Source organism: Neorhizobium galegae, assembly GCF_017877055.1.
In the GTDB taxonomy this organism is placed as follows: domain Bacteria; phylum Pseudomonadota; class Alphaproteobacteria; order Rhizobiales; family Rhizobiaceae; genus Neorhizobium; species Neorhizobium galegae_D.
Map to the genome: position 1 here is coordinate 1171308 of NZ_JAGIPG010000002.1, position 21461 is coordinate 1192768.

Genomic DNA, 21461 nt, shown 5'->3' on the forward strand with positions numbered 1-21461 from the left:
AGCAAAATCTCTACCGCGTACCTTTGGAGCCAAGTTTTCCCTGCTGGGACCTTCTTGACAAAGGACGCGTTGGATAACGGTAACGCCTACGGCGACGGTCGCGGACCGGCGCGGGTTGATTCCTAGTCGACCTTTGCTTGGTGGTCAACGGCCCGTCCAGGCAATGACCGCTCATCGCGCGAAGCTGCCCCCAAGCGTTGGCAGCCCTTGCCGTCAAATTCCCGGAAAGTCGCGTTTCTGTGTGTTTCGTCCGGTTCTGCTTGAGGCGGGCCCCCGTTTCCCATAGAAAATCACGTGCCTCCGAACGGTCGGGCGGTGTGGGGCTTCTGAAGCGTGGAGATGACATGGCTGCCAATGCGCCGGCGTTGACGTTCTTTGCGCTCTTCCTTCCCTTCGTCGCTTCCGTTCTGGCGCCCTTCCTCACTCGTCGTCTGGGCGACAGGGCCGCCTGGGTTCTGGCGCTGGCGCCGGCGCTCGCCTTCGCGCATTTCTGCACCTTCCTGCCTGAAATCGCCGCCGGCGAGGTGGTGACCGGGGGATATGCCTGGGCGCCGAGCTTCAACCTCTCCTTCTCCTGGTTCCTCGATGGCCTGTCGCTCACCTTCGCGCTTCTGATCACCGGGATCGGCACGCTGATCGTCCTCTATTCCGGCGGCTACATGAAGGGTCACGAGGGGCAGGGACGCTTCATGGCCTTCATCCTCGCCTTCATGGGCGCGATGCTCGGCCTCGTCGTCTCCGACAGCTTTCTGATGCTGTTCGTCTATTGGGAACTGACCTCGATCACCTCCTTCCTGCTGATCGGCTTCGATCACGAGAGGGAGGCGGCCCGGCGTGCGGCGCTTCAGGCGCTGGTGGTCACCGGCGGCGGGGGGCTCTGCCTGCTCGCCGGCCTGGTCTTCCTCTGGAACATCACCGGCGTCACCCAGCTTTCGCTCCTCGTGCACCTGGGCGACGGGCTGCGTCAGAGCCCGTTCTATCTCGCAACCCTGCTGCTGGTGCTCGCCGGCGCCTTCACCAAGTCGGCGCAGTTTCCGTTCCATTTCTGGCTGCCCAACGCCATGGAAGCACCGACCCCGGTTTCGGCCTATCTGCATTCGGCGACCATGGTGAAGGCCGGCGTCTATCTGCTGATGCGGCTGAACCCGGTCATGGGGCAAACGCCCGCCTGGGTCATCCTGCTGCCCTTCTTCGGCGGTATCACGCTGATTGCCGGCACCTTCCTCGCCGTTCGCCAGACGGACCTGAAGCTGATGCTCGCCTATACGACCATGGCCTCGCTCGGTCTCCTGGTCATGCTGACCGGCTTCGGCTCGGCCCATGCGGTGGAGGCGGCGGTGCTCTATCTCGTTGCTCATTCGCTGTTCAAGGGCGCCCTGTTCATGGTCGCCGGCACGGTGGATCATGAGGCCGGCACCCGGGATGTCACCAAGCTCGGCGGCCTGCGTGCCGCCATGCCGGTCACCTTCGGCGCGGCCCTGCTGGCGGCGCTCTCCATGGGCGGCCTGCCGCTGTTTTTCGGTTTCCTCGCCAAGGAGGAGATCTATGCCGCGCTCGCCGCCGGCAATCCGCGCGCCGTGTTCTTCACCGGCCTGGCGGTGATCGGCAATGCGCTGATGGTCGCGATTGCCTTCGCCGTTGCGCTGAAACCGTTCCTCGGCCCCCATGTCGAGACGCCCAAACCTGCCCATGAGGGACCGGTGACGCTCTGGCTAGGCCCGGCAGCCCTCTCGGTGCTCGGCCTGCTTGCCGCGATCTTTTCCGGCACCGCACACCGCTACGTCTCCTCGCCGATGGCAAGCGCGATCACCGACAAGAAGACCGTCGTCGACATTTCGAGCATGCCGCACCTCGGCGTGCCGCTGCTTCTGTCGGTAATCACGTTAATGCTCGGGGCGCTCGCCTTCTGGCGGCTGACGGAACTGCGGGCCTTCATGGTGCGGGCGGTGGAAAGTCTCGGCCCCGGTCCGGACCGCGGCTTCGATCATTTCGTCTCCGGCATGGTGCGGCTCTCAGGCGTCGTCACCCGTCTCGTCCAGCCGGGACGGCTGGAAATCTACATCACCGCAACCTTCCTCCTGCTGGCGGTGACGCTGCTTGTCCCGCCCTTCGTGTTCGGCGAGTTGCCCAAAATGCCCGCCTGGCCGGAAGACCTGCTGGTTCAGGAAGCGGCGTTCTTCCTGATAGCGGTGATCGGCCTTGTTTCCGTGCTGCGCGCAAAAGACCGGCTGACGGCGATCGTTTCCCTCGGCATCCAGGGTTTTGCCGTCGCCGTCATCTTCCTGCTGTTCGGCGCGCCGGACCTGTCGTTCACCCAGTTCATGGTTGAGACGCTGTCGGTCGTCATCCTGGCGCTGGTCATGACCCGGCTGCGGCTGTCCCCCCGGGATCATCGGCCTCTCGGACAGACGCTCTTCGACGGCACGATCGCGGTCGCATGTGGCCTCGGCTTCACGCTGCTCCTTCTGAAATCGACTGAGACGCCGTTCGATACCCTGCTCACCGGTTTCTTCAACACCTATTCCAAGACCGTCGCCCACGGCGCCAACGTCGTCAACGTCATCATCGTCGACTTCCGCGGCACGGATACACTGGGCGAGATCGCGGTGGTGATGGTCACTGCGCTCGCTGTCCTGGCGCTGATCCGGGTGAGGGCGGGCAGACGCGCCAGTTCGGGGGAGGGGAAGTGATGGCCTTCGCCTCGGCGCACCCCCCTCTGCCCTGCCGGGCATCTCCCCCTCAGGAGGGGAGATCGGCTGGGAGGTCGCTCACCGCATCCGGTTTGGTGTTACCTTCCGCACGACATTTTTGGATGAACAGGGACCGTGCCACTTGTGATCTCCCCATCCGAGGGGGAGATGTCCGGCAGGACAGAGGAGGGCTGGCGAGGTTCGAGCTGCAAGGGGAGCGGTCCTTGATCAACCTCCACGAGGCGGCGGCAACCAACCTGCGAGGTGCTCATCCATGAACACGCTCATACTGCGTACCGTCGCCCCCTCTCTCACCGCGTTGATGCTGCTGTTCTCCGTCTTCGTCCTGCTGCGCGGCCATAACGAGCCGGGGGGCGGGTTCATCGGCGGGCTGATCGCGGCCTCGGCGCTGGCGATCTACGGCATCGCCTTCGGCGTCCCTTCGGTACGCCGCGCGATCCGGTTCCATCCGATGGCGATCGCCGGCTTCGGCCTGCTGCTCGCCACCCTCTCCGGCCTGCTCTCCATCGTCCTCGGCGTGCCGTTCATGACCGGGCTCTGGATTTATCCGGTCATTTTCGAGGTCGAGCTGCCGCTCTCGACCGTGATGTCCTTCGATATCGGCGTCTACCTGGTCGTGGTCGGGGCAATCACCTCGATCGCGCTCGCGCTCGAACAGGAGCCGGGCTCCGACGCGGAGGGAGAAAACTGATGGAGGCGCTGTTTTCGATCCTCATCGGCCTGTTCTTTACGGGCGCCATCTATCTCGTCCTGTCGAAATCCACCGTGCGCATCCTGCTCGGCGTGGTACTGCTCGGCAATGCGGTCAACCTGCTGCTCTTCACCGCCGGCAGGCTGACGCGCGAAGTGCCGCCGATCATCCCGGCCGGCATGGACACGCTGTCGCCAGGCGCCGCCAATCCTCTGCCCCAGGCGCTGATCCTGACGGCCATCGTGATCTCGTTTTCCTTCTTCGCCTTCCTCCTGGTCCTGACCTACCGCGCCTACCAGGAGCTCGGCACGGACGATACCGACGAGATGCGGCTCGCCGAACCGCGCAACGAGCAACTCCCGCCTGTGGGGTATTGAGGGCATGGTGTTGAGTTTTCAGCCTGATACCCACGTCTGCCCTGTCGGCTATCGAGGCCGCGGCGTTTTTTCCGGCCACCGAAGCCGCGGCAGGGCAGAGGGGGGTGGCCCGGCTTCGACGACATCCGTCCGCGCAGAGGAAGGCATCTTGGCCTCAGTAGCCAGCCTGGCAAAGGAAGATACCGCGGCCATATTGGTTGGCAGGACAGGAGGCATCCACTGATGGCCGCCCCCATCGACCTCTCCGCAGCCCTGATCCTCTCCGCCCCGCCGCTGGCCGACTGGCTGGTGGTTCTCCCCGTCGCGCTGATGATCGGCCTCGGTGCCGTGCTGATGATGGTGCGCAAGTCCGTCCGCCTGCATGGCGGCATCGCGATTGCCGGGTTGGCACTTCTCGTCATCCTCGATGCCGGTCTACTCTGGCGCGTCTGGACCCACGGCCCGGTCACCATGGTGATGGGCCGCTGGCTGCCGCCCTTCGGCATCGCCTTTACCGCCGACCTTTTCGGCGCGGTCATGGCGCTTGCGGCGGCCATCGTCGCCCTTGCCGCCGGCATATTCGCGCTCAGCGATATCGACGCCAGCGGCCGGCGCTACGGCTTCTACCCGTTCCTGATGCTGCTGATGGCCGGCGTCACGGGAGCGTTCCTGACCGGCGACATCTTCAACCTCTATGTCTGGTTCGAGGTTCTGCTGATCTCGTCCTTCGGCCTCCTGATCCTCGGCTCCGAGCCGGAGCAGATCGACGGCGCGCTGAAATACGCGGTCCTCAACCTGATCGGCACGACGCTGTTCCTGATCGCGGTCGGTTACCTCTATGCGATATTCGGCACGCTCAACATGGCCGATATCGCCCGCAAGGCGGCAGGCCTGCGCGAGACCGCACCGCTGACGACGCTGACGGCGCTGTTCATCCTGGCGTTTGCGATGAAGGCTGCCGCCTTTCCGGTGAATTTCTGGCTGCCGGCCTCCTATCACACGCCGCGCGTCACCGTATCGGCGCTGTTCGGCGGGTTGCTCACCAAGGTCGGCATCTATTCGCTGATCCGCGTCACCATCATGCTCTTTCCGGTCGAGCGCGAGGCGTTGAGCCTGATCGTCGCCCTGTCGGCGGCTCTCACCATGCTGGTCGGCGCGCTCGGCGCGCTGGCGCAGAACGATATCCGCAGGCTCGTCGGTTACGTGGTCATCGCCGGCATCGGCAACATGATGGCGGGCGTCGCGATCGGCACGCCGGCGGCCGTCAGCGGCGCGATCCTCTACGCGCTGCATTCGGTGGTGACCATGACCGCGCTTTATCTGGTGGCGGGCGAAGTCGGCCGGCTCGGCGGCACCTGGGCGCTCTCCGGCCTCGGTGGGCTCTACCGGAAGGCGCCGTGGTTTTCGGGCGCCGCCTTCCTGCTGTTCCTGGCCGCATCCGGCCTGCCGCCGCTGTCGGGCCTGTGGCCCAAGGTGGCGCTGCTGAAAGCTTCGCTCGATATCGGCGCCTGGTGGCTGGCCGCCGCGATCCTCGTCTCCGCCTTCCTGATCACGCTGGCGCTCGCCCGCGTCTTCCTGCTTGCCTTTTGGCGGCCGCAGCCCGAACCTGTCCCCGAGGCCGCCGCTCCGGGCGGCTCGGCCGTCGATTGGCGTATCGCCCTGCCGCTCGGCTGCCTGACAGGGCTCGTCGTCCTTTTCGGCCTGCTGCCGGAACCGCTGCTCGGTCTGGCCCAGACGGCGGCGGAGGGGCTCGGCGAACCGGCGGCCTATATCCAGTCGGTCTTCCCGGGAGGGGCAGCGCGATGATCACCTATATCCTGTCCCTGGTCTTTGCCGTGGTCTGGGTCGCGGTCACCGGCAGCGCCACGCTGCACAACCTGATCTTCGGGTTTGCGCTGTCGACGCTGGTGCTCTGGGTCGTCCGCGACGAGATGGGTGCCCGCGGCTATTGGCGGCGGCTCGGCCGCATCCTGTCGCTGCTCGCGCTGTTCCTGAAGGAACTGGCGCTGTCGGCCTGGAAGGTGGCGGTACTGGTCGTCAGCCCGCGCATGGACCTGAAGCCCGGCATCTTCGCCTTCCCGCTGACCGTCACCCGCGATTTCGAGATCACCCTGCTTGCCAACCTCATCACGCTGACGCCCGGCACGCTGTCGGTCGACGTCTCCGAGGACCGCAAAACGCTGTTCGTCCACGCGATCGATTGTTCCGATATCGAAGCCACGAAACGGGATATCGCCAATGGTTTCGAGCGCAAGATCATGGAGGCGTTCCGATGACGGTGGCGCAAGTCATCATCTCCTATGCGGTCTGGTTGGCGCTCGTGGTGCTCTGTGTCTCCTTCCTGCTCACCGTCTGGCGGGTGATCAAGGGGCCGACGCTTCCCGACCGGGTCGTGGCGCTCGACATGCTGACGGGGATCGTCATAGGCTTCATCGCGCTGATCGCCATCCGCACCGGCTTCACGCTCTATATCGATATCGCCATCTCGCTCGGCCTTGTCGGCTTCCTCGCCACCGTCGCCTTTGCGCGGTTCATCCTGTCGCGCGGGAACAGGGGGGCGCCGAAGGGAGACATGATGAAGACCTTCACGGCGTCGGTGCCCGAACCGCGGCGCAGATCCGCAGCAAGGCGCTCATCCGGCACCGGGCCGGCCGTCCGGCGGAAGGCAAAGAAATGATGGACATTCTACTGGCCGCGACGACCGCTCTTCTGATTCTTGGCGGCGCAGGGTTCGCGCTCGTGGCGGCGATCGGCCTCAATCGTCTGCCGGACCTCTATACCCGCATGCACGCGGCGTCCAAGGCCGGCACGGTCGGTTCGGGCCTGCTGCTGCTGGCAGTCGGCGTTCATGCGGGCGACCTGCCGACTTTTGCAAGGGCGCTTGCAGGCTTCTTTTTCTTTGTTTTAACGGCCCCGGTTTCGGCGCATCTGCTCGCTATGGCGGCGCACAAGGTTGGCTATCCACTTTACGCTGAGTCAGTCCGGGATGAAATGAAGGATTATGATAAGCGAATATAATCCTTTCTGAGCCGAGTTATAACGCTGTGACGCCTGAGCAAATGCCCATCTATTCGTCAGTAAAGCTGATGTAGGGGCGATATAGGCGGCAGAAAGGCTGGTAACCAGCGAAATTCGCACTTGGAGATGAAGCGAAGCAGTGGTACTTCATTACAAGTAGAGTGCAGATGTTGTTCTAGATTAGGCGTTCCCTCGGGCAATTCGGTAAAGTCGGCAAGTTCTTCGAGTTGAAGAATGATCAACGCCGTTTACCCACGCGGGCAGGTTTTAATCGAACGCAACATCCGGCGTGAACCGTTTTCTTTTCCGCATGAAGCTTAGGGGTAGGCTTCGGTCGCAAGACGGCGGGGCGGCATAGGTTTTCTCCGGGAAGACTCTACGAACGGGCAGGTGTCGCGGAGGTCGCGGGGCCAGCCAGTCACTTAAACAGGAGACAGGAAATGACAGACATCGCATTGGGCAAAAGCCCGGATCTGCTGGTAGAGCTGACCGCAGATATTGTGGCCGCCTATGTGAGCAACCATGTGGTGCCCGTCAGCGATCTTTCGAATTTGATCGCGGACGTGCATTCGGCGTTGAGCAACACCTCTTCTCCGGCACCGGTTGTCGTAGCCATCGAAAAGCCAAAGCCCCCGGTCCCGATCAAGAAATCGATCGAGGACGACTATCTCATCTGCCTGGAGGACGGGCAGAAGTTCAAGTCGCTGAAGCGGCATTTGATGACCCACTACAACATGACGCCGGAAGAATATCGCGAGAAGTGGGGCCTGCCGGCCGACTATCCGATGGTGGCGCCCGCCTATGCGGAAGCCCGCTCCAGGCTCGCCAAGGAAATGGGTCTCGGCCAGCGCCGCAAGCGCGGCAAGGCCTGATCCGGGCGACGCCCGATATGGCAGGGAGGATTTGAGACCAGCCCGATGAGGACCGATCGCGACAGCGGCGGGTGGCTGGTTTTGGCATCGAATTAGAGATGTGGATAAAGAACCGGGCCGATCAAGTGCCCGGTTTTTCTTTTTTAAAGCGGACGTCATGGGGATGGATAGAGGAAAAAAATCCCATTATCTTTCGGGGACTTGTAGAAATTATCAACAGTTTCAGCGCGTAATCGCGCGGAGGCAGTTTTCATCATCCCCGTCTTTGCTCTAGGGTGTATGAATTAATTCCTATTAATTGAGGAGTTGTCATGCCTTTCGAGAGATATTTCGAGCCCTCCGCCCTGCCTTCCCCTTTGCCGTTTTCCCCGCCCGTGCCGGTGGATACGGCCGGTTCGCCGAAGCTTCCAGCTAGCCTGCCTCTCAGGAGCGCCTGCCGCATCGTCCGCCAGATGGTCTCCGAGCTTGTCCTGCTTTTTGGCGACCGGGTGATGCTTCGCCGCGACCGGCGCCGGCTTTCCTGCCATGTGCGCCAGATCGCCATGTATGTCTGCCATGTGGCACTCCAGATTTCGATGAGCGACATCGGCGAGGCGTTCGGCCGCGACCGCACCACTGTCGGCCATGCCTGCCACGTGGTCGAGGATCGCCGCGATGATCTGGCCTTCGACGAGTTCGTCTCGGCCGTCGAACGCATCGTCACCGCCGTTTTCGGCCTGTCGGAGGTGGTAGCCCATGACTGAGGCTATCCGGAAATCCGTGATGGACAAGGCAGCGGATCCAGCCCTCAGACGGCACCTCCTGCGGCTGATCCGCCAGCTCGCTCGCGGCGATTGCGCGATCGAGGCGGGTAATTCGGGTGAGGTCCGGCTCATCGGGGCCGAAGAGCGGACCTATCCCGAAGCGGTGATCGCGCAGGCCCGCTCGCTCGGACTGGCGCAGCTTGCCGACGGAAGGATTGCCGCAAGTGCGGCGGCGTCCAGCTTCCTGCGCCGGGCTCTGGTGATGGGCGAGGAGGTGTTCGTCGAACAGCATGGCGAGATCGTTGTGACCTCCGCCGAGATCGACGGCGCCCGCCAGCTCGTGCGCCGGAACCTTGCGGAATCACCGCTTGGCGTGATCGCACGGATGAAGGACCGCGAGGGAAAACCCTTTTTGCCGGCTGAAGCCTTGGACGCCGGTGAACGCCTGGCTGCCGATTTCACCCGCGGCCAGCTCCAGCCCCGCGTCACCGCCTCCTGGGAGCCGCGGCTCGCCACCCGCGCCAAGGGCGCCGCCGGCGGCCAGGCCGACATCGCCGACAGCGCGATATCGGCCCGCAATCGTTTTTCGAGGGCGGTGGAAGCGATGGGACCGGAACTTTCCGGCGTTGCGATGGATGTCTGCTGCTTTGTGAAGGGTCTTGAGACGGTGGAACGCGAACGCCAATGGCCCGCGCGGTCCGCCAAACTCATGCTGCGCACCGCGCTGCTCGCACTCGCCCGCCACTATGCGCCACCGGCTCCGCCCAAACGCGGCCGCAGCCATCATTGGGGAGCCGAGGATTACCGGCCGGTCCTGTGACGGAGACTTGTTAGGCTGACGCTGCAGTTGCCTTCGGTGACCGGCTCGAAGCGAGCTCCAGAAACACCGACCTAGCGCGCTGCCCGTTTCGCTGCATAAGCGGCGCGGGCGGCGTCGATCCTGGGTGAGTTCGCATGTGTCCAGTCGGCCAGCGCCTGGACTGGCTCCCAAAAATCCCGGCCGAGGTCCGTCAGGGCATACTCCACCTGCGGAGGCGTCGTCGGAGTGACGGTCCGCGTCACGAAACCATTCTCCTCAAGATCGCGAAGGGTGGAAGCCAGCATCTTCTGGCTGATCTCGCCGATCTCGCGCTTCAGTGCGTTGAAGCGAAGAGGCCCGCTCCCCAGAACGCGCACGACCAGAAGCGTCCACTTGTCGCTGATCCGAGCCAGCATGCGGCTGATTGGCTCGCAGGACGCGGTATCCTTGTGGTTACCTGGTTTCCGAAAAGTGCTTTCTTGATGGGGCACTCGATCCTCGGATAGATGGTTACGGACAGAAACCAACATACACGAGGATACCATGGTTCCGAAGCCTAAAATCGCTGTTGTTATCGGCTCTACCCGGCCCACCCGCTTTGCCGACAAGCCGGCACAGTGGATGTTGAAGCAGGCGCAGGCGCGTGACGACATTGAGGTCGAACTGGTCGATCTGCGCGACCATCCCCTGCCGTTCTTCGACGAGATGGCCTCGAACATGTGGATGCCGAGCCAGAATCCGGAAGCTGTACGCTGGCAGGAAACCGTCGGCCGCTTCGACGGCTACATCTTCGTGGTCGCGGAGTACAATCACTCGCTCACCGGCGTGCTCAAGAACGCCCTCGACCAGGCTTACAAGGAATGGAACCGGAAGCCCTTTACCGCCATCGGTTACGGCGGCACGGGCGCGTCGCGCGCCGTGGAACACCTGCGCGGCATCGGGGTCGAGCTGCAGATGGTATCGACCCACGCCGCCGTCCATATCGGCGGCGGAGACTTCATGGCGGTCGCTCCAAGAGGCGGCAACAAGCCGATCGAGGAGATCGAGGCAAATCTGCTGCCTTCAGCCAAAACGGCGCTCGACGAGCTGGTCTGGTGGGCAAGGGCCACAATGGCCGCCAAGGCAGCGGAAGCCTGATCCCTTGCCGCCGATCCCTGAGCTTCGTTTGAAGCTCAGGGATTTTAGGCTGGTGACCCGATCCTGGCCTTTGTGCCGAAGCTCCGGGCTTCGATGCTCAGATCCCGAGACCGCCGGCTACATTCACGGTCTCTCCGTTGATGTAGCCGGCATGTGGTCCGGCCAGGAAGCAGATGGTTTCCGCCACTTCCTCAAGTGTTGCGATGCGACGGATCGGATGCATGTCGAGGATGGCGTCACGGTTCGGAAGCTCGCCGGCAACGTCCGCGGCCATGTCCGTCGGCATGATGCCCGGCTGAACCACGTTCACGGTGATATTGCGCCGGCCAAGGTCGCGCGCAATGCCCTTCGCATAGCCGGCGAGCGCCCACTTCGTCCCGGTATAGTCGGCGACGCCGGGGAAGGGGACGTAGGAGCCGAGGAGGGAGCCGACGAAGATGATCCGGCCGCCGTCGGTCAGCTTTTGCGCCGCCGCGCGGGTGTTGGCGATCGTGCCGAGGACGTTGACCTGCCACTGGCGATTGTAGTTGTCTCCGTCGAGTTCCGGGTCGTCCACCATCTGACCCTGGATGGCGATGCCGGCATTGTTGACGAGGATGTCGAGCCTGCCGAATTCCGCCATCACCCTGTCGATCAGTGGCTTTGCGGAAGAAAGGTCGGCCTGGTCGCTCTTGACCGCAATCGCGCGAACGCCCTTTGCCCTGAGTTTCTCGACGACGGCTTTCGCCTTGTCGGCCGAGGCGGCGTAGCTGATCGCCACGTCAGCTCCGTGATCGGCGAACGCTTCCGCCGTCGCGGCACCAAGGCCGCGCGAACCGCCGGTAATGAGGACGGTCTTCCCCTTGAATATGTTCGACATGAGTATCCTTTCTCTATTCGATGAGGGCGCCGCTCGATCCTGGCGGGCAATCCTCGAATTTCATAACGTATGTTACGATAACAATCGGTATGAAATTTGACAATGATGGTCAAGGGACTTTAATAACGGTCATTATGAAAAAGGCTGAGCAGGGCTGATGGGACGCCATCGCGAATTTGACGTGGAGAAAGCGCTCGACGCGGCGTTGTGCGTGTTCTGGCGCAAGGGCTATGAAGGCGCCTCCTACGCTGATCTGACCGAGGCGGCGGGTGTCGAGAGGCCTGCCCTCTATTCAGCGTTCGGCAATAAGGAAGCGCTCTTCCGCAAGGTCCTGGCACGCTACTACGAGCGGTATGCGGACTATCTTCCCGATGCACTTCAGCTCCCGACGGCGCGCGAGGTTGCGGCGCACGCTCTCCAGGGCGCAATCGACCTCACCACCCGTTATCCAGACCATACGGGATGCCTCGGCATCCAGGGTGTCCTGGCGGGATCGGATGAAGCGGAGCCTGTCCGGCAGGCCTTAATAGAGGCGCGGGTCGAAGCCGAGGCGCAGCTGCGCGAACGCTTCGAACGGGCAAAGGCCGAGGGTGACCTGCCGGAGACGGCCAGGCCCGACACGCTTGCGACATTCCTGATGGCCGTTCTTCACGGCATGGCGGTGCAGGCCAAGGCCGGCTTCAGCCGCGACACGCTGGAGGCCGTTGCCGAGCAGGCGCTCGCCACATGGCCCGCGGGGAAGGGGGATGGGGCTTTGCGCCCTAAGCCGCAACCCTGATCCTTGCCTCTTCCCGGATCCGCTTGACCATCGAACGCAGCCCGTTGGCACGTTGGGACGACAGGTGTTCGACCAGGCCGATGCGGTCGAAGATCTCGATGGCATCTGTGGCGGCGATCTGCGAGGCGGTCCTGCCGGAATAGACGGCGAGCACGATGGCGACGAGGCCGCGTACGATATGGGCGTCCGAATCGCCCTCGAAGGTCATCACCGGATCAGCGCTGCCGTCGCCGAGATGGCTGACCAGCCAGACCTGGCTCGCGCAGCCCTGCACCTTGTTTTCTGCGGTCTTCTGGTGATCGGGAAGGTCGGGCAGCGCCTTGCCGAGTTCGATCACGTAACGGTAGCGGTCTTCCCACTCGTCGAGGTATTCGAAATCGTCGATGATCTGCTTGAGGCTGGCCATAAGCGCTCCGGTTCTTCTATCTGCTCCATATAGGCACTGCAGGCCCGGATAAAAGAAAAAAATGCGCCGTGAGGGGTTCAATCCTCACGGCGTCAGCATGTGCTGAATTCAGGGCAGGCAGATCAGGCACCGGGAACCGTGGCAATGAGAGCCCGGTGCAAGCTTTGGAATTCGGAGTCGGACGGAAACGTCCGGTATCAGGCGGATTGGCTGTGCCAGTTAATGTGTCGGGCGTTTCTGCGGGACCGGTACGGTGCCGGTGAAAATCGTATCGGCTCCCGTTTCGGCCTGCTTGGCCGGGAAAGGGGTCGGTTGCGGATCGGCGAGCATCGCCGTCTCCTTGCCCTTGTCGCCGAACTGCTTGTCGAGCAGCTCGAAGGCGACCTGGGCGCCTTGCCTTGCCCGCGTGCCGAGCGCCGAGAATGTCTCGGCACCCTTTTCGCAGACCTCAGGCTTCTCGGTGCAGATGGCGCTCACATATTGATAGGCTTCGGTCGCGGCCGAAAAGGCATTGCTGACCTGCAAAGGCGAAAGCCCCTCGGTCTCGGTCGCCGGCTTGCTGCTGAAGTAGGAGAGCACCACCAGCACCGCTGCGAACCACATACTTCCCTTGATGAGAAACCACATCGCTCTATCCACCTGTTTTTCCCGCTCCTGGGTCTTTGAGCGGGCCGCCGGATCTGTGCCGGTCTTGAACATGGTTGTACCGCCGGGAAGCAAATATGGCTTTGACGGGATCGTTCGGCTTTTCGGCAAATTTGCCTAAAATGCGAAATATCCGCATTTTCAGCGCCTTTGTCGCGAACTTGGATCGAATTTTAGCGATCGATGTTAAGCATAATTGCGGCAGTCCGCCCGAAACCCCGGGCTTTGTTGGGCGCCGGTTTGCCACAAAGGTTAACGCAAAAGGAAAAATCAAAGCAAATCCGCCGCTTACGTCGCGTTAACCACAAGCTGAGAAGGCTTGCCCCTTCTGTCCCAAAGCCGGATTTTGACCTATTGCGGGACTTCCGCCACCCCCTGTTTTTATCCTTTCCTTAAGCCACGGAGGCCTATTGTCGGCTTCGATAAACGAGTCTGTGCAGGGTTTTGCGTGCGCGTATTGAGTAACATTGCCGGAAAGGCGGTCATGCTGGTCGATGAGACCGCAAGCCGCTGGCTGTCGCGCCTCGGCGAGGGCGCGACCGCACGCCCCGGTGAAATTGCCCAGTTCCGCCGCCTCGTGTTCTGTGGCCTTGGCGCATTCGTCACCATGCCGCCGGCACTGGCGCTGCTCCTGCCGCCGGCGCTGGCTCTGCCCGTCGGTGTCGCGCTGGTGCTGTCGCTCTTCCTTCTGGCCGCGGCCGCCTCCTTTGCTTTTCCGCGCCATGCCGTGGCCTCCGTTGCCGCGCCGCCGCCGGAAGACGTTGCCTTCGATGCGATGCCGGGCCTGTCGCTCATTCTCGATCCGCATGGCCTGCTGGTGAAGACCGGCGGCCGCGATCAGCATCTGTTTCCGCCAAGCCTGCGCGAGATGGCCGGCGAGCCGCTCGCCGAGCGCGTCCACGTGTCCGACCGGATCGGCCTCGTCCAGGCTTTCGACATGCTGCGCCAGGGCGTGCCAAGCGCCGTCGCCGATATCCGCATCGAGCGGCCGTTCTCGGCCGCCGGCCGCCAGTTCCTGTCCGTTCGTCTCGACATGACCGCCATCCGCGACGGCGAGGGGGAACTCCTCTACGTCCTGGCGCAGGCGCGCGACATGTCGGAGGAGGAGCATCTTCGTTCGGAAGCAGCCGCCCATATCGCCGAGGCGCGTTCCGCCCATGAGGCGAAGTCGAGGTTCCTCGCGGCCGTCAGCCACGAACTGCGTACCCCGCTCAATGCCATTCTCGGTTTTTCCGACGTGCTCGCCGGCGAATATTTCGGCAGGCTCGAAAACGACCGCCAGCGCGAATATGTCGGGCTGATCCGCCAGTCCGGCGGCCATCTCCTGTCCGTCGTCAACACCATGCTCGACATGTCGAAGATCGAGGCTGGCCGTTACGAACTGCTCACTGAGCCCTTCGCCATCGCAGAAGCCGTGGAAACCTGCCGTGCCATGCTCGATCTCACGGCCCGCGAAAAGGGCGTGACGCTCACCAGCCGCGCCCCGCGCGGGCTCGGCGAAGTGGTCGCCGACCGCCGCGCCGTGCAGCAGATCCTCATCAACCTGACCGGCAATGCGATCAAGTTCACCGGCCCCGGCGGCGTCGTGTCGATCGACGCCATGCTGGAGGGCGATGAGGTCAAGATTTCCGTCAGCGACACCGGCATCGGCATCGCGGCCGAAAAGCTGCAATATATCGGCCAGCCGTTCATGCAGGTGGAAAACGCCTATACCCGCACCTACGAAGGTACCGGTCTCGGGCTTTCTCTGGTAAAAGGCCTGGTGGCGCTGCACGGGGGTCGTTTTACGATCACCAGCCGTCCGGGCGAGGGGACCGTGGTGACGATCTCCCTGCCGGCAGACGGTTCGGGCGTCGAAGGAAAACGGGATGACTCCCGGGAGGACAAAGTCGAATTCCCGCCGCGGCTGAGGGCAGCCCGGCATGCGGCCATGATGGACGAACAGGATTTTATCGATGACCGCGCGGAAGCGAAAATCGCCTGACAGGAAAAAACCTGTCAAGCAACCGGGCATTCTGTCGAACCTGCTGCTGGCCGGAGCGCGGGCTGCCGCGCGCCGGCCGAAGACCCTGTTCGGCTGCGCTGCCTTCGGCATAGTCTTCTCCTTCGTCGCGGCCAATGCGCTCTGGTACCAGCCGGGCGGCCATCCGTCGCCGTTCCTCGCCACCCGCGATTCCAAGAACCCGAATCAGATCGCCGGTTATCGCCCGGCAAGACGCACCGCACCCGCCGATGTCACGACGTTCCGCATCGAGCGCGCCGACCCGAATGCCGTAACGCCGGCTCCGGCCGCAGCACCCGCGGCCGCACCGGCCGAGACCGCTTCGCCAGTACAGGCGGCACCCCTGCCGGCCGCGCCTTCCGTTGCTGCCCCGACCCCGCGTCCCCAGCCGGCAACGCCCCACGAGGCGCAGCCCGCGGCGCCGAAGCCTGCCGAGGTGGCAAGGCCGACCCCGGCCGCGCCGACAAGGCCCGTCCAATCCGCCGCCCTGCCGCCGAAGCCCGTTTCTCCGTCCCGCCCGGCCGAAAGCGCCAATGCGCGCGGCGAAGACCCGGTTGCCGCCGCAATCCGCGCCTCCGAGCGCAAGCCGGCGATGACGCCGCCCGCCAATATCCCGAACGCCGCCTCCAGTTCCGGCCGGCCGGCGGCGACCCCCGTCTCCCAGAAGCCGAACGCACCCGGTCAACCGAACGCGTCCGGCCAGCCAAGCGACCTCGTGCTGCAGATCCAGCGTGGCCTGTCGAACATCGCCTATGCGGATGTCGGGGTGGACGGTGTCGCCGGCGCCCAGACCAAGGCCGCCATCCGCCGCTTCCAGCGCCATTATCGCTTGCCCGAAACCGGCGAGCCCGACGAACTGGTGCTGAAGAAGCTGAAATCGATCGGCGCGCTGTAGGGCGTCTGCTCAATTGACCCGGATATTCCTTTGATGGTGCGGCGAGTGCAACAACGCCGCTTTTGGCCCGAAGCGGCCATTGCAGGATTGAGTTGGATTCGTCTGAGATGGGGTGGTTTTCGGACAGTCTGGTTTGAAGGATCGTCAACCGATAAGCTGCCGTCCGTCTCACCCTCGAAGCTCGTCGCAGGCATATCGCTACGTCTTCAGACGCCACCTTGCCGATATCTCGGCGGGAGTTCTGCGATGGGCAGATCGTCGGCCTTGAACGGCTTACCGCTGGACCAGGGAAGCATGTTCAGCACTACACCAAAACTCGTGCTGATTGCCCCAAACACGAGTTTGCCAAGCGGCTTTTTCCAACCAGCAACAAGAGCACCGAGCGGTTTGAAGATCAAAAGTGGGATAAAGGCGAACGGTAGGATCAAGAAGGTCAGCACCATCGGGGCCGCCGCCTCCATCATAGGGTCGCCGCCGTATCGAAGGCGGAGACGCGGGTTACGGGCGACTGCAAACGGAATCAGTTCTTCCATGAACCGAACGTAGTCGGCGGATCGATCGAGGCCTGTCTCTCCCTGCCAATCCAGCGAGGATAGCTCCCTTGATGCGAAGAGCGTCCGCAAACGCGCGCTGTGGACTGGGAACCCAGTGGTGCCGACCCCACTCGTAACGTGAAGGTGCAGGAAACGAAACGAAGTCCATGGGACGAGTCTGACGGACCGTCCTTGCGTCACCGAAAGGCCCTGGGCGTCGATGACGTAGGCCATCGTGATCCCTGGCGAGCTTTTATGATGAATATGGACTTTCGCGGTGAAGCGGTAGGTCGGAGGGTCGTCCGTCTGCAATTGAGCTCTCCAATACGGTCCGCCAATGGAAGTGCCGCGTGTCCCGCGGATGACTTTACGGGAGATTATAGATCAGCCGCTACCGTCTCCTACGGGTCGGGAGCGGACCTTCAAGAACGCTTCGAGCGTCCGCAATTTGCGTGAGGTCGCCGTGGTCACCCCACAACCGCCCGGCATTTGCCACCTTCTCAAGGGAGTGCCTCTCCCCGCCGGAACGGAGAGAGGATCAGAGCAATATCTCAATTCGCCTGAAATCGCCTCAGAAAACGGCGAGATATTTCAGCAGCGAGATGATGCCGATGATGATGATGATGATCTGCGCGATCTGTTTCGCGCGGCCGTCGATCGGCAGGCGCGCGACGAGATAGAGAACCAGGACGATCACCAGGAAGGTGATCAGAATGCTGATCAATGCGGAAGTAGCCAAGCCCCAAACTCCTTTTCAACAATGCCGTGTGGCATCGATGTGTAATTATGGTGCATTCGGAGAAAGAAAAGGGCCCGATTTCCTGTTTCTTCTCAGGGGCTTCGTTGTGCGGGCTCAGATCGCTTCGGCGCCGAGTTCCCAGGCCCAGTGCAGATGTCGGTCCTTCAGCGTCCGGTCGCGCAAATAGCCGGTCAGCTCCTCGTCGATTTCCTCCAGCCGCTCGATCGCGAAATCCTCCGGCCGGTTGGCGTTCCAGGTCGCCTGCAGGGTCTTGCTCACGTGGCTGCCGTGCCGGAGCGTGAACCAGATGCGGTTCTGGATCTTGTCGAGGTCGCCGGAGCGGCCGACCCACCGCTGCCCCATGGGTGTGAAACGGATCGCATAGATGCCGGCCGGAGCCTTGCGTTCCTTGTAGGCGGAGATCGCCGCTTTCCTGTCGATGGTGTTCATGTCCCGTACCTTCCTTGATGGAAGCGCAGCTAATATCATCCGGGTAATATTATGGCAATGGTTATATCCGGGTAAAATTCGACGAGGGCGAATTTGCGCCCGGTCGCGAAGCGCCGTAAGAGGGGCCATGCGCCTGAAATCCGAAATCGTCGTCTCCGCCATGATCCGCCGCGTCTTCGGGCTTGGCGGTTTTGCCGCCGTTGAAAAGAAGGGGGCGGAGGCGGCGGGCGCGATTTTCATCCGCCAGCGTTTTCGCGACGGGCTGGAAACGCTCTACGCCCCGGCCCCGCAGAATTTCTTCAGTGACGAGGACGACGGCGGGCGCAAATTCGAGGTGAGGGTGGAAAGGGCGGAGCCGGAGGCGATCGGCGAGATGCTGTCGCGGGAACTGCGCTTCGATCCGGATCTCTGGCTGCTGGAACTGGAGATCGACGACGTCGCCGATCTCTTCGAGGTGGTGAAGCCCACCTGACCGGCCGCGCTATGACCGGTCAGCGCACCCGGTAGAGGCCGTTGAGCGGCTTGCGGGCGCTGGCGGTGGTGCGGATCACCCGCGGCTGGCGGCTGTCGTCTCCGCGGTTGTCGGCAAACATCGGCTGGTGCTGCGGTTCGGCATAGGTGTAGCTGTCGGCGCGGCGCCAGGCCTCGACGCGTTTGCCGCATTCGTCCTCGTCGAGCGCATCCCAGAGTGCGGCGGCTCGCGTCACCCCGTCCTGTTCCGCGCCCAGATGGTCGTAAAGGCGCTGCAGGATGAACAGCGCATCCTCCGTTTCCATCGCCAGGCCCTTCAGCGTCGCCGCGAGCTGCTGGCCGGAAATGTCGAGCATGATCCGTTCCGAAAGCCAGTGGCTGGCGGAAAGCGTATCGGCGAGCACGGTCGCAAACAGCCCGGTCTCGCGGTTGCGGGCGAAGCGGACGAGCAGCGCCTCCTGGATCGGCGACAGATTGCGCAAGCCCAACCGGTCTGCGGCGGGCCGGTCGACATGGCCGGCAAGCGCCTTGATGCGGTTGCGCAGGAGTTCGTCGCGCGTGTTGCGCTCGGCCTCGTCGATCATTTCCGGCGTCGGCCTGCGCGGCATGAGCGCCTCGAGGTTTTCGGGCGCGTCGCTGCGCTTGGTGCGGTCGTGGCGCAAGCCCACCAGCGCGTCGATCACCGTCGGCGACAGCGCATCGCGGCGCACGATGGCGCGGGCATGCGCTTCCCCTTGCGTGCGGGCGATTGCGATCAGCGCATCGTCGGAAAGGCAGGTCGAGGAGGTGAGGAACGGTGCTGCAACCGCGATCGGCTGGCTGGCGATGAAGAAGGCGACGGCCGGGGGAATGTTCTTGCACTGGGAGAGGGCCGCGACCGCATCGCGGCGGGCCTCTTCCGACGAGGCGGAAAACAAGGGGGCGAAGAGCTCGGCGAACTGTCGAAGCTCCGACCGCGAAGGGTACGGAAGACTTTCGAAGCTCGTCACCGTGGCCATCAGCACCACATCCTTCTTACGCATGGCCTGGGGCCTTTCAAGGTCTCGAAACTCATTCGTCACTGGCAAACTCGCAATCAACGCAAAACAAATCCGGAGTGCGAACGCCGATCAGGTGTGCCGGAAAAGCTCGCCTGGCGCTCTCATCGTACCTTGCCTGGGAAACTCCCGGTGGCGCGCCGCCCGCTCACGCAGCTGTGAGAACATCTGCAGAATGGGGTCGCCTTGGTTTAACCGGATGCTAACTCTTGGACGGTTAACGGTCTGTGAAAATGGGTCGTTTTGATACGTCTGTCATTTCTTGCAGTTTCCGTGTTTCAGGCATGAGATTGCGGCTCCGATCGACGCCTGCAAAGGCCGTGAACCAAACAGGTGCTTCTGCGTTTTAGGGGCGGATAACAGACATGCACCGGTAGCAAGTGCTATATTAGTGGTAATGCATTGTTAACGGTCGTCTGGCTGAATCCAGGCAGTAACCGGCGTGTGTTTTGCCGGGTTTTCAAGTTCCGGTTGGCCATCGCGTTCCTGTGGCCATTCCGATAACGGCCGGTTCAGGCGGAACCGGCCGTTCATGCGGAAATGTCGTTGCGCCTTCGAAAAAGGCGCACAGGCGAGAAAGGCGCGGATGCCCGGACTTCTGTCTCGGGAAGCGTCAGGCCCTTGGGAGAGGGCAGGGTGAGATCGGTCCGTCTTCATCCGTCTCGAATTCCTTAAACGGAGACGAGCATGGCAGAGATCGTAGTATTGAACAGATGGCGCAGTGACAATCAGCGCCGGCCGCAGATCAAGATCGGCGAAAGCGAGAACGCCGGGCAACTTCTGCTGTTCACCGGCGTGCGATACGAACGTTTCGAAGACCTGGGCGACCGCAAGGCTGAAAACCACGCGGTGCGTGCCGAATAGTCGGCAAACGAAGATCAGAACCGGCTTCGGGAGCGCCATTCGAAGGGTGCGCAGGTAGCCTGGTTCAGGAATTGCGACACGATACCCGCAAAGCTCGGTTGCGGGACGAGACTTCTCAAGACCACATATCCCTCCGCCGCCCGTGCTTCCACCAGGATCGACTGCGAAATCGCCTGAGGCAGCGCCTTGCGCAATGCCGTCAGCTGCATCGGTGATGCGATCACCACGTCCAGCACCCCGCCGGACGACGTCCGGTCATTGATGCTGAACACCTCGTTGGATGATTGGTCGTAGACGCCGAGCGACCAGAAGGGAACGCCGCCATTGGCGGCCGCCAGCCTCACCGGCCCCTCCGAGATATCGAAGGCGCAGACCGCCGCATCGACGAACGGATCGTCCTTGGCAAGCCCGGCGCGGTCCGGCTTTTCTCTTAAGCGATAGAAACGGTAAATCTCGCCTTCCGCCAGCACCCGCGTATAGGCGTCCCGCTCGCTGAAATCGGGCAGGGCCAGCACTATGATCAGGTGCAGGAGCGCCGCACCGACGAGCCCGGTGATCACCGCCAGCAGAACCTTCAGCGCAAAGCCACGAGATCCGGCCTTCTGGAACGCGAAATCCCCCGACCTCAACCCCAAACCTCGCGCGCGCAGACGTCTAAACCCCAGACGTCTAAATCGCAGACTTCCGAACCCAAGGCTTCTAGACATTGCCGCACCCGGTCTTCTCGATACGCGGCATGGTGAGGTCGATCAGCCCGGAACTGCCGGCGGTCGGCGTGTCGAACAGCGTCAGCGTCAGCCGGAACACGCCGGGCGTCGAGACCGCCAGCCAGTTGCCGGGCTTGGCGGTCGCGGAAATCGCAATGTCGAAACCGCCGTCGCTGCTGCTGTTGCGCAGCACGATGCGGGAATTGAGCGCGGTCGGCAGGTCCGATTGCGCCGAGGGCGGGGCAGCGCCGGGGGCTGTGGCAAACAGTGTCCAGAAACGCGCCGGCGGCGTGTGGCCGATGAGGCGATAGGAGCAGTTTCCGGTCAGCCGCTCGCCGGCCTGGTCCACCGAAGCGATGAAGGAGAGGCCTTCGGCGCTCGCGTAGATGAGCTTGCCGGCACTGGCCCGGTGCGATTTCGCGTAAGGGTCCGCCTGCGCGGTCTGCGCGTCCGGAAAGGCTTCCCACGAGCCGAGCTTGATCGCACCGAAACCGATCGTGGCATCCAGTGCCACGAGGGTGGACCATATCCCGCCGCCGAAGGCGATGGTGAGCGCGATCGCGATGAGGAAGGGAACACGGAACACGGGTTTGCTTTGGCCCTCGGACAGCTGTGCCAGAGGGTTACCATTGATTCTAGTGCGAAGGAATGGGTGGGCTGTGTCTTTCCGGCACGCTCGCCTCGTGGCTTCCGGCGTGGAGCGAATCGCTCCCCGTGCATCCTCGGAGAATCGCCGGCCACCCTTCCT

General features: G+C 63.0%; 27 protein-coding genes. 17 read left to right on the forward strand and 10 right to left on the reverse strand.

Annotated features, from left to right (window positions below; translation table 11 throughout):
• Nucleotides 1–344 precede the first annotated feature (344 nt).
• The 10 genes from J2857_RS16095 (at nt 345) to J2857_RS16140 (ending at nt 9211) form a co-directional block, all read left to right on the forward strand.
• A complete protein-coding gene (locus J2857_RS16095) occupies nt 345–2690 on the forward strand; it encodes a putative monovalent cation/H+ antiporter subunit A (RefSeq protein ID WP_210011108.1) in 2346 nt (781 codons plus the stop codon).
• Between the two features lie 274 nt (nt 2691–2964).
• Nucleotides 2965–3402, forward strand: a complete 438-nt coding sequence (locus J2857_RS16100; protein WP_210011109.1) for a Na+/H+ antiporter subunit B — start codon at nt 2965–2967, stop codon at nt 3400–3402.
• A complete protein-coding gene (locus tag J2857_RS16105) occupies nt 3402–3779 on the forward strand; it encodes a Na+/H+ antiporter subunit C (RefSeq protein WP_210011110.1) in 378 nt (125 codons plus the stop codon). The genes J2857_RS16100 and J2857_RS16105 overlap by 1 nt, the downstream gene beginning before the upstream one ends.
• Before the next feature lie 222 nt (nt 3780–4001).
• Nucleotides 4002–5564 carry a Na+/H+ antiporter subunit D gene (locus tag J2857_RS16110; RefSeq protein ID WP_210011111.1) on the forward strand — a complete coding sequence of 521 codons (1563 nt, stop codon included), beginning with the start codon at nt 4002–4004 and terminating at the stop codon, nt 5562–5564.
• Nucleotides 5561–6034 carry a Na+/H+ antiporter subunit E gene (locus J2857_RS16115; protein WP_210011112.1) on the forward strand — a complete coding sequence of 158 codons (474 nt, stop codon included), beginning with the start codon at nt 5561–5563 and terminating at the stop codon, nt 6032–6034. The genes J2857_RS16110 and J2857_RS16115 overlap by 4 nt, the downstream gene beginning before the upstream one ends.
• On the forward strand, nt 6031–6435 hold the full coding sequence (locus J2857_RS16120; RefSeq protein WP_210011113.1) for a cation:proton antiporter: 405 nt from the start codon (nt 6031–6033) through the stop codon (nt 6433–6435). Before J2857_RS16115 ends, J2857_RS16120 begins: the two co-directional genes overlap by 4 nt.
• The gene (gene mnhG / locus J2857_RS16125) at nt 6432–6776 is read left to right on the forward strand and encodes a monovalent cation/H(+) antiporter subunit G (RefSeq protein ID WP_210011114.1); all 345 of its coding nucleotides are present in this window, start codon (nt 6432–6434) and stop codon (nt 6774–6776) included. Before J2857_RS16120 ends, mnhG begins: the two co-directional genes overlap by 4 nt.
• Before the next feature lie 440 nt (nt 6777–7216).
• A complete protein-coding gene (locus J2857_RS16130; protein ID WP_210011115.1) occupies nt 7217–7648 on the forward strand; it encodes a MucR family transcriptional regulator in 432 nt (143 codons plus the stop codon).
• 311 nt (nt 7649–7959) lie between these two features.
• Nucleotides 7960–8391 carry a helix-turn-helix domain-containing protein gene (locus J2857_RS16135; protein ID WP_210011116.1) on the forward strand — a complete coding sequence of 144 codons (432 nt, stop codon included), beginning with the start codon at nt 7960–7962 and terminating at the stop codon, nt 8389–8391.
• Nucleotides 8384–9211 (forward strand): DUF6456 domain-containing protein, encoded by an 828-nt coding sequence (locus J2857_RS16140; protein ID WP_245363380.1) that lies wholly within the window; start codon nt 8384–8386, stop codon nt 9209–9211. The genes J2857_RS16135 and J2857_RS16140 overlap by 8 nt, the downstream gene beginning before the upstream one ends.
• A 71-nt stretch (nt 9212–9282) precedes the next feature.
• On the opposite strand, the gene J2857_RS16145 is transcribed toward J2857_RS16140, so the two are convergent.
• Nucleotides 9283–9606, reverse strand: a complete 324-nt coding sequence (locus tag J2857_RS16145) for a winged helix-turn-helix transcriptional regulator (RefSeq protein ID WP_046607242.1) — start codon at nt 9604–9606, stop codon at nt 9283–9285.
• A 127-nt stretch (nt 9607–9733) separates the two neighbouring features.
• Between J2857_RS16145 and J2857_RS16150 the strand changes: the two genes are divergently transcribed.
• On the forward strand, nt 9734–10327 hold the full coding sequence (locus tag J2857_RS16150; RefSeq protein ID WP_210011118.1) for an NADPH-dependent FMN reductase: 594 nt from the start codon (nt 9734–9736) through the stop codon (nt 10325–10327).
• 97 nt (nt 10328–10424) lie between these two features.
• On the opposite strand, the gene J2857_RS16155 is transcribed toward J2857_RS16150, so the two are convergent.
• On the reverse strand, nt 10425–11186 hold the full coding sequence (locus J2857_RS16155; RefSeq protein ID WP_210011119.1) for an SDR family NAD(P)-dependent oxidoreductase: 762 nt from the start codon (nt 11184–11186) through the stop codon (nt 10425–10427).
• Nucleotides 11187–11343: 157 nt separating this feature from the next.
• Between J2857_RS16155 and J2857_RS16160 the strand changes: the two genes are divergently transcribed.
• A complete protein-coding gene (locus J2857_RS16160; RefSeq protein WP_210011120.1) occupies nt 11344–11964 on the forward strand; it encodes a TetR/AcrR family transcriptional regulator in 621 nt (206 codons plus the stop codon).
• Here J2857_RS16160 and J2857_RS16165 read toward each other — a convergent pair.
• Together J2857_RS16165 and J2857_RS16170 are read right to left on the reverse strand one after the other, a co-directional pair.
• On the reverse strand, nt 11948–12370 hold the full coding sequence (locus J2857_RS16165) for a SufE family protein (RefSeq protein ID WP_210011121.1): 423 nt from the start codon (nt 12368–12370) through the stop codon (nt 11948–11950). The two genes, J2857_RS16160 and J2857_RS16165, sit on opposite strands and share 17 nt — an antisense overlap.
• A gap of 219 nt (nt 12371–12589) precedes the next feature.
• Complete coding sequence (locus tag J2857_RS16170) at nt 12590–12997, reverse strand: DUF5330 domain-containing protein (protein WP_210011699.1); 408 nt, start codon at nt 12995–12997, stop codon at nt 12590–12592.
• A 95-nt stretch (nt 12998–13092) separates the two neighbouring features.
• Here J2857_RS16170 and J2857_RS16175 point away from each other — a divergent pair, with 95 nt between their 5' ends.
• The 3 genes from J2857_RS16175 to J2857_RS16185 all read left to right on the forward strand — a co-directional run bounded on the left by J2857_RS16175 (nt 13093) and on the right by J2857_RS16185 (nt 15912).
• On the forward strand, nt 13093–13317 hold the full coding sequence (locus tag J2857_RS16175) for a hypothetical protein (protein ID WP_210011122.1): 225 nt from the start codon (nt 13093–13095) through the stop codon (nt 13315–13317).
• A 182-nt stretch (nt 13318–13499) separates the two neighbouring features.
• The gene (locus J2857_RS16180; protein ID WP_210011123.1) at nt 13500–14999 is read left to right on the forward strand and encodes a sensor histidine kinase; all 1500 of its coding nucleotides are present in this window, start codon (nt 13500–13502) and stop codon (nt 14997–14999) included.
• Nucleotides 14971–15912, forward strand: coding sequence for a peptidoglycan-binding domain-containing protein (locus J2857_RS16185; RefSeq protein WP_210011124.1), 942 nt, complete (start codon nt 14971–14973; stop codon nt 15910–15912). The genes J2857_RS16180 and J2857_RS16185 overlap by 29 nt, the downstream gene beginning before the upstream one ends.
• Before the next feature lie 206 nt (nt 15913–16118).
• Here the strand turns inward: J2857_RS16185 and J2857_RS16190 are convergent, their stop codons facing one another.
• The 3 genes from J2857_RS16190 to J2857_RS16200 form a co-directional block, all read right to left on the reverse strand.
• Nucleotides 16119–16757, reverse strand: a complete 639-nt coding sequence (locus tag J2857_RS16190) for a hypothetical protein (RefSeq protein ID WP_210011125.1) — start codon at nt 16755–16757, stop codon at nt 16119–16121.
• Between the two features lie 259 nt (nt 16758–17016).
• On the reverse strand, nt 17017–17184 hold the full coding sequence (locus J2857_RS16195) for a Thivi_2564 family membrane protein (RefSeq protein ID WP_007772654.1): 168 nt from the start codon (nt 17182–17184) through the stop codon (nt 17017–17019).
• Between the two features lie 114 nt (nt 17185–17298).
• The gene (locus tag J2857_RS16200) at nt 17299–17634 is read right to left on the reverse strand and encodes a GIY-YIG nuclease family protein (protein ID WP_210011126.1); all 336 of its coding nucleotides are present in this window, start codon (nt 17632–17634) and stop codon (nt 17299–17301) included.
• A 127-nt stretch (nt 17635–17761) separates the two neighbouring features.
• Between J2857_RS16200 and J2857_RS16205 the strand changes: the two genes are divergently transcribed.
• Nucleotides 17762–18106 (forward strand): DUF1491 family protein, encoded by a 345-nt coding sequence (locus J2857_RS16205; protein WP_210011127.1) that lies wholly within the window; start codon nt 17762–17764, stop codon nt 18104–18106.
• Nucleotides 18107–18125: 19 nt separating this feature from the next.
• Here the strand turns inward: J2857_RS16205 and J2857_RS16210 are convergent, their stop codons facing one another.
• Nucleotides 18126–19166, reverse strand: coding sequence for a DUF2336 domain-containing protein (locus tag J2857_RS16210; protein WP_210011128.1), 1041 nt, complete (start codon nt 19164–19166; stop codon nt 18126–18128).
• Nucleotides 19167–19829: 663 nt separating this feature from the next.
• Here J2857_RS16210 and J2857_RS16215 point away from each other — a divergent pair.
• Nucleotides 19830–20006: a hypothetical protein gene (locus J2857_RS16215; protein WP_210011129.1), complete on the forward strand. Its 177-nt coding sequence runs from the start codon at nt 19830–19832 to the stop codon at nt 20004–20006.
• Nucleotides 20007–20020: 14 nt separating this feature from the next.
• On the opposite strand, the gene J2857_RS16220 is transcribed toward J2857_RS16215, so the two are convergent.
• Both J2857_RS16220 and J2857_RS16225 read right to left on the reverse strand, forming a co-directional pair.
• Nucleotides 20021–20635 (reverse strand): DUF1254 domain-containing protein, encoded by a 615-nt coding sequence (locus J2857_RS16220; RefSeq protein ID WP_245363383.1) that lies wholly within the window; start codon nt 20633–20635, stop codon nt 20021–20023.
• A 70-nt stretch (nt 20636–20705) separates the two neighbouring features.
• Nucleotides 20706–21299 (reverse strand): DUF1214 domain-containing protein, encoded by a 594-nt coding sequence (locus J2857_RS16225; RefSeq protein WP_210011131.1) that lies wholly within the window; start codon nt 21297–21299, stop codon nt 20706–20708.
• Nucleotides 21300–21461: the final 162 nt, after the last annotated feature.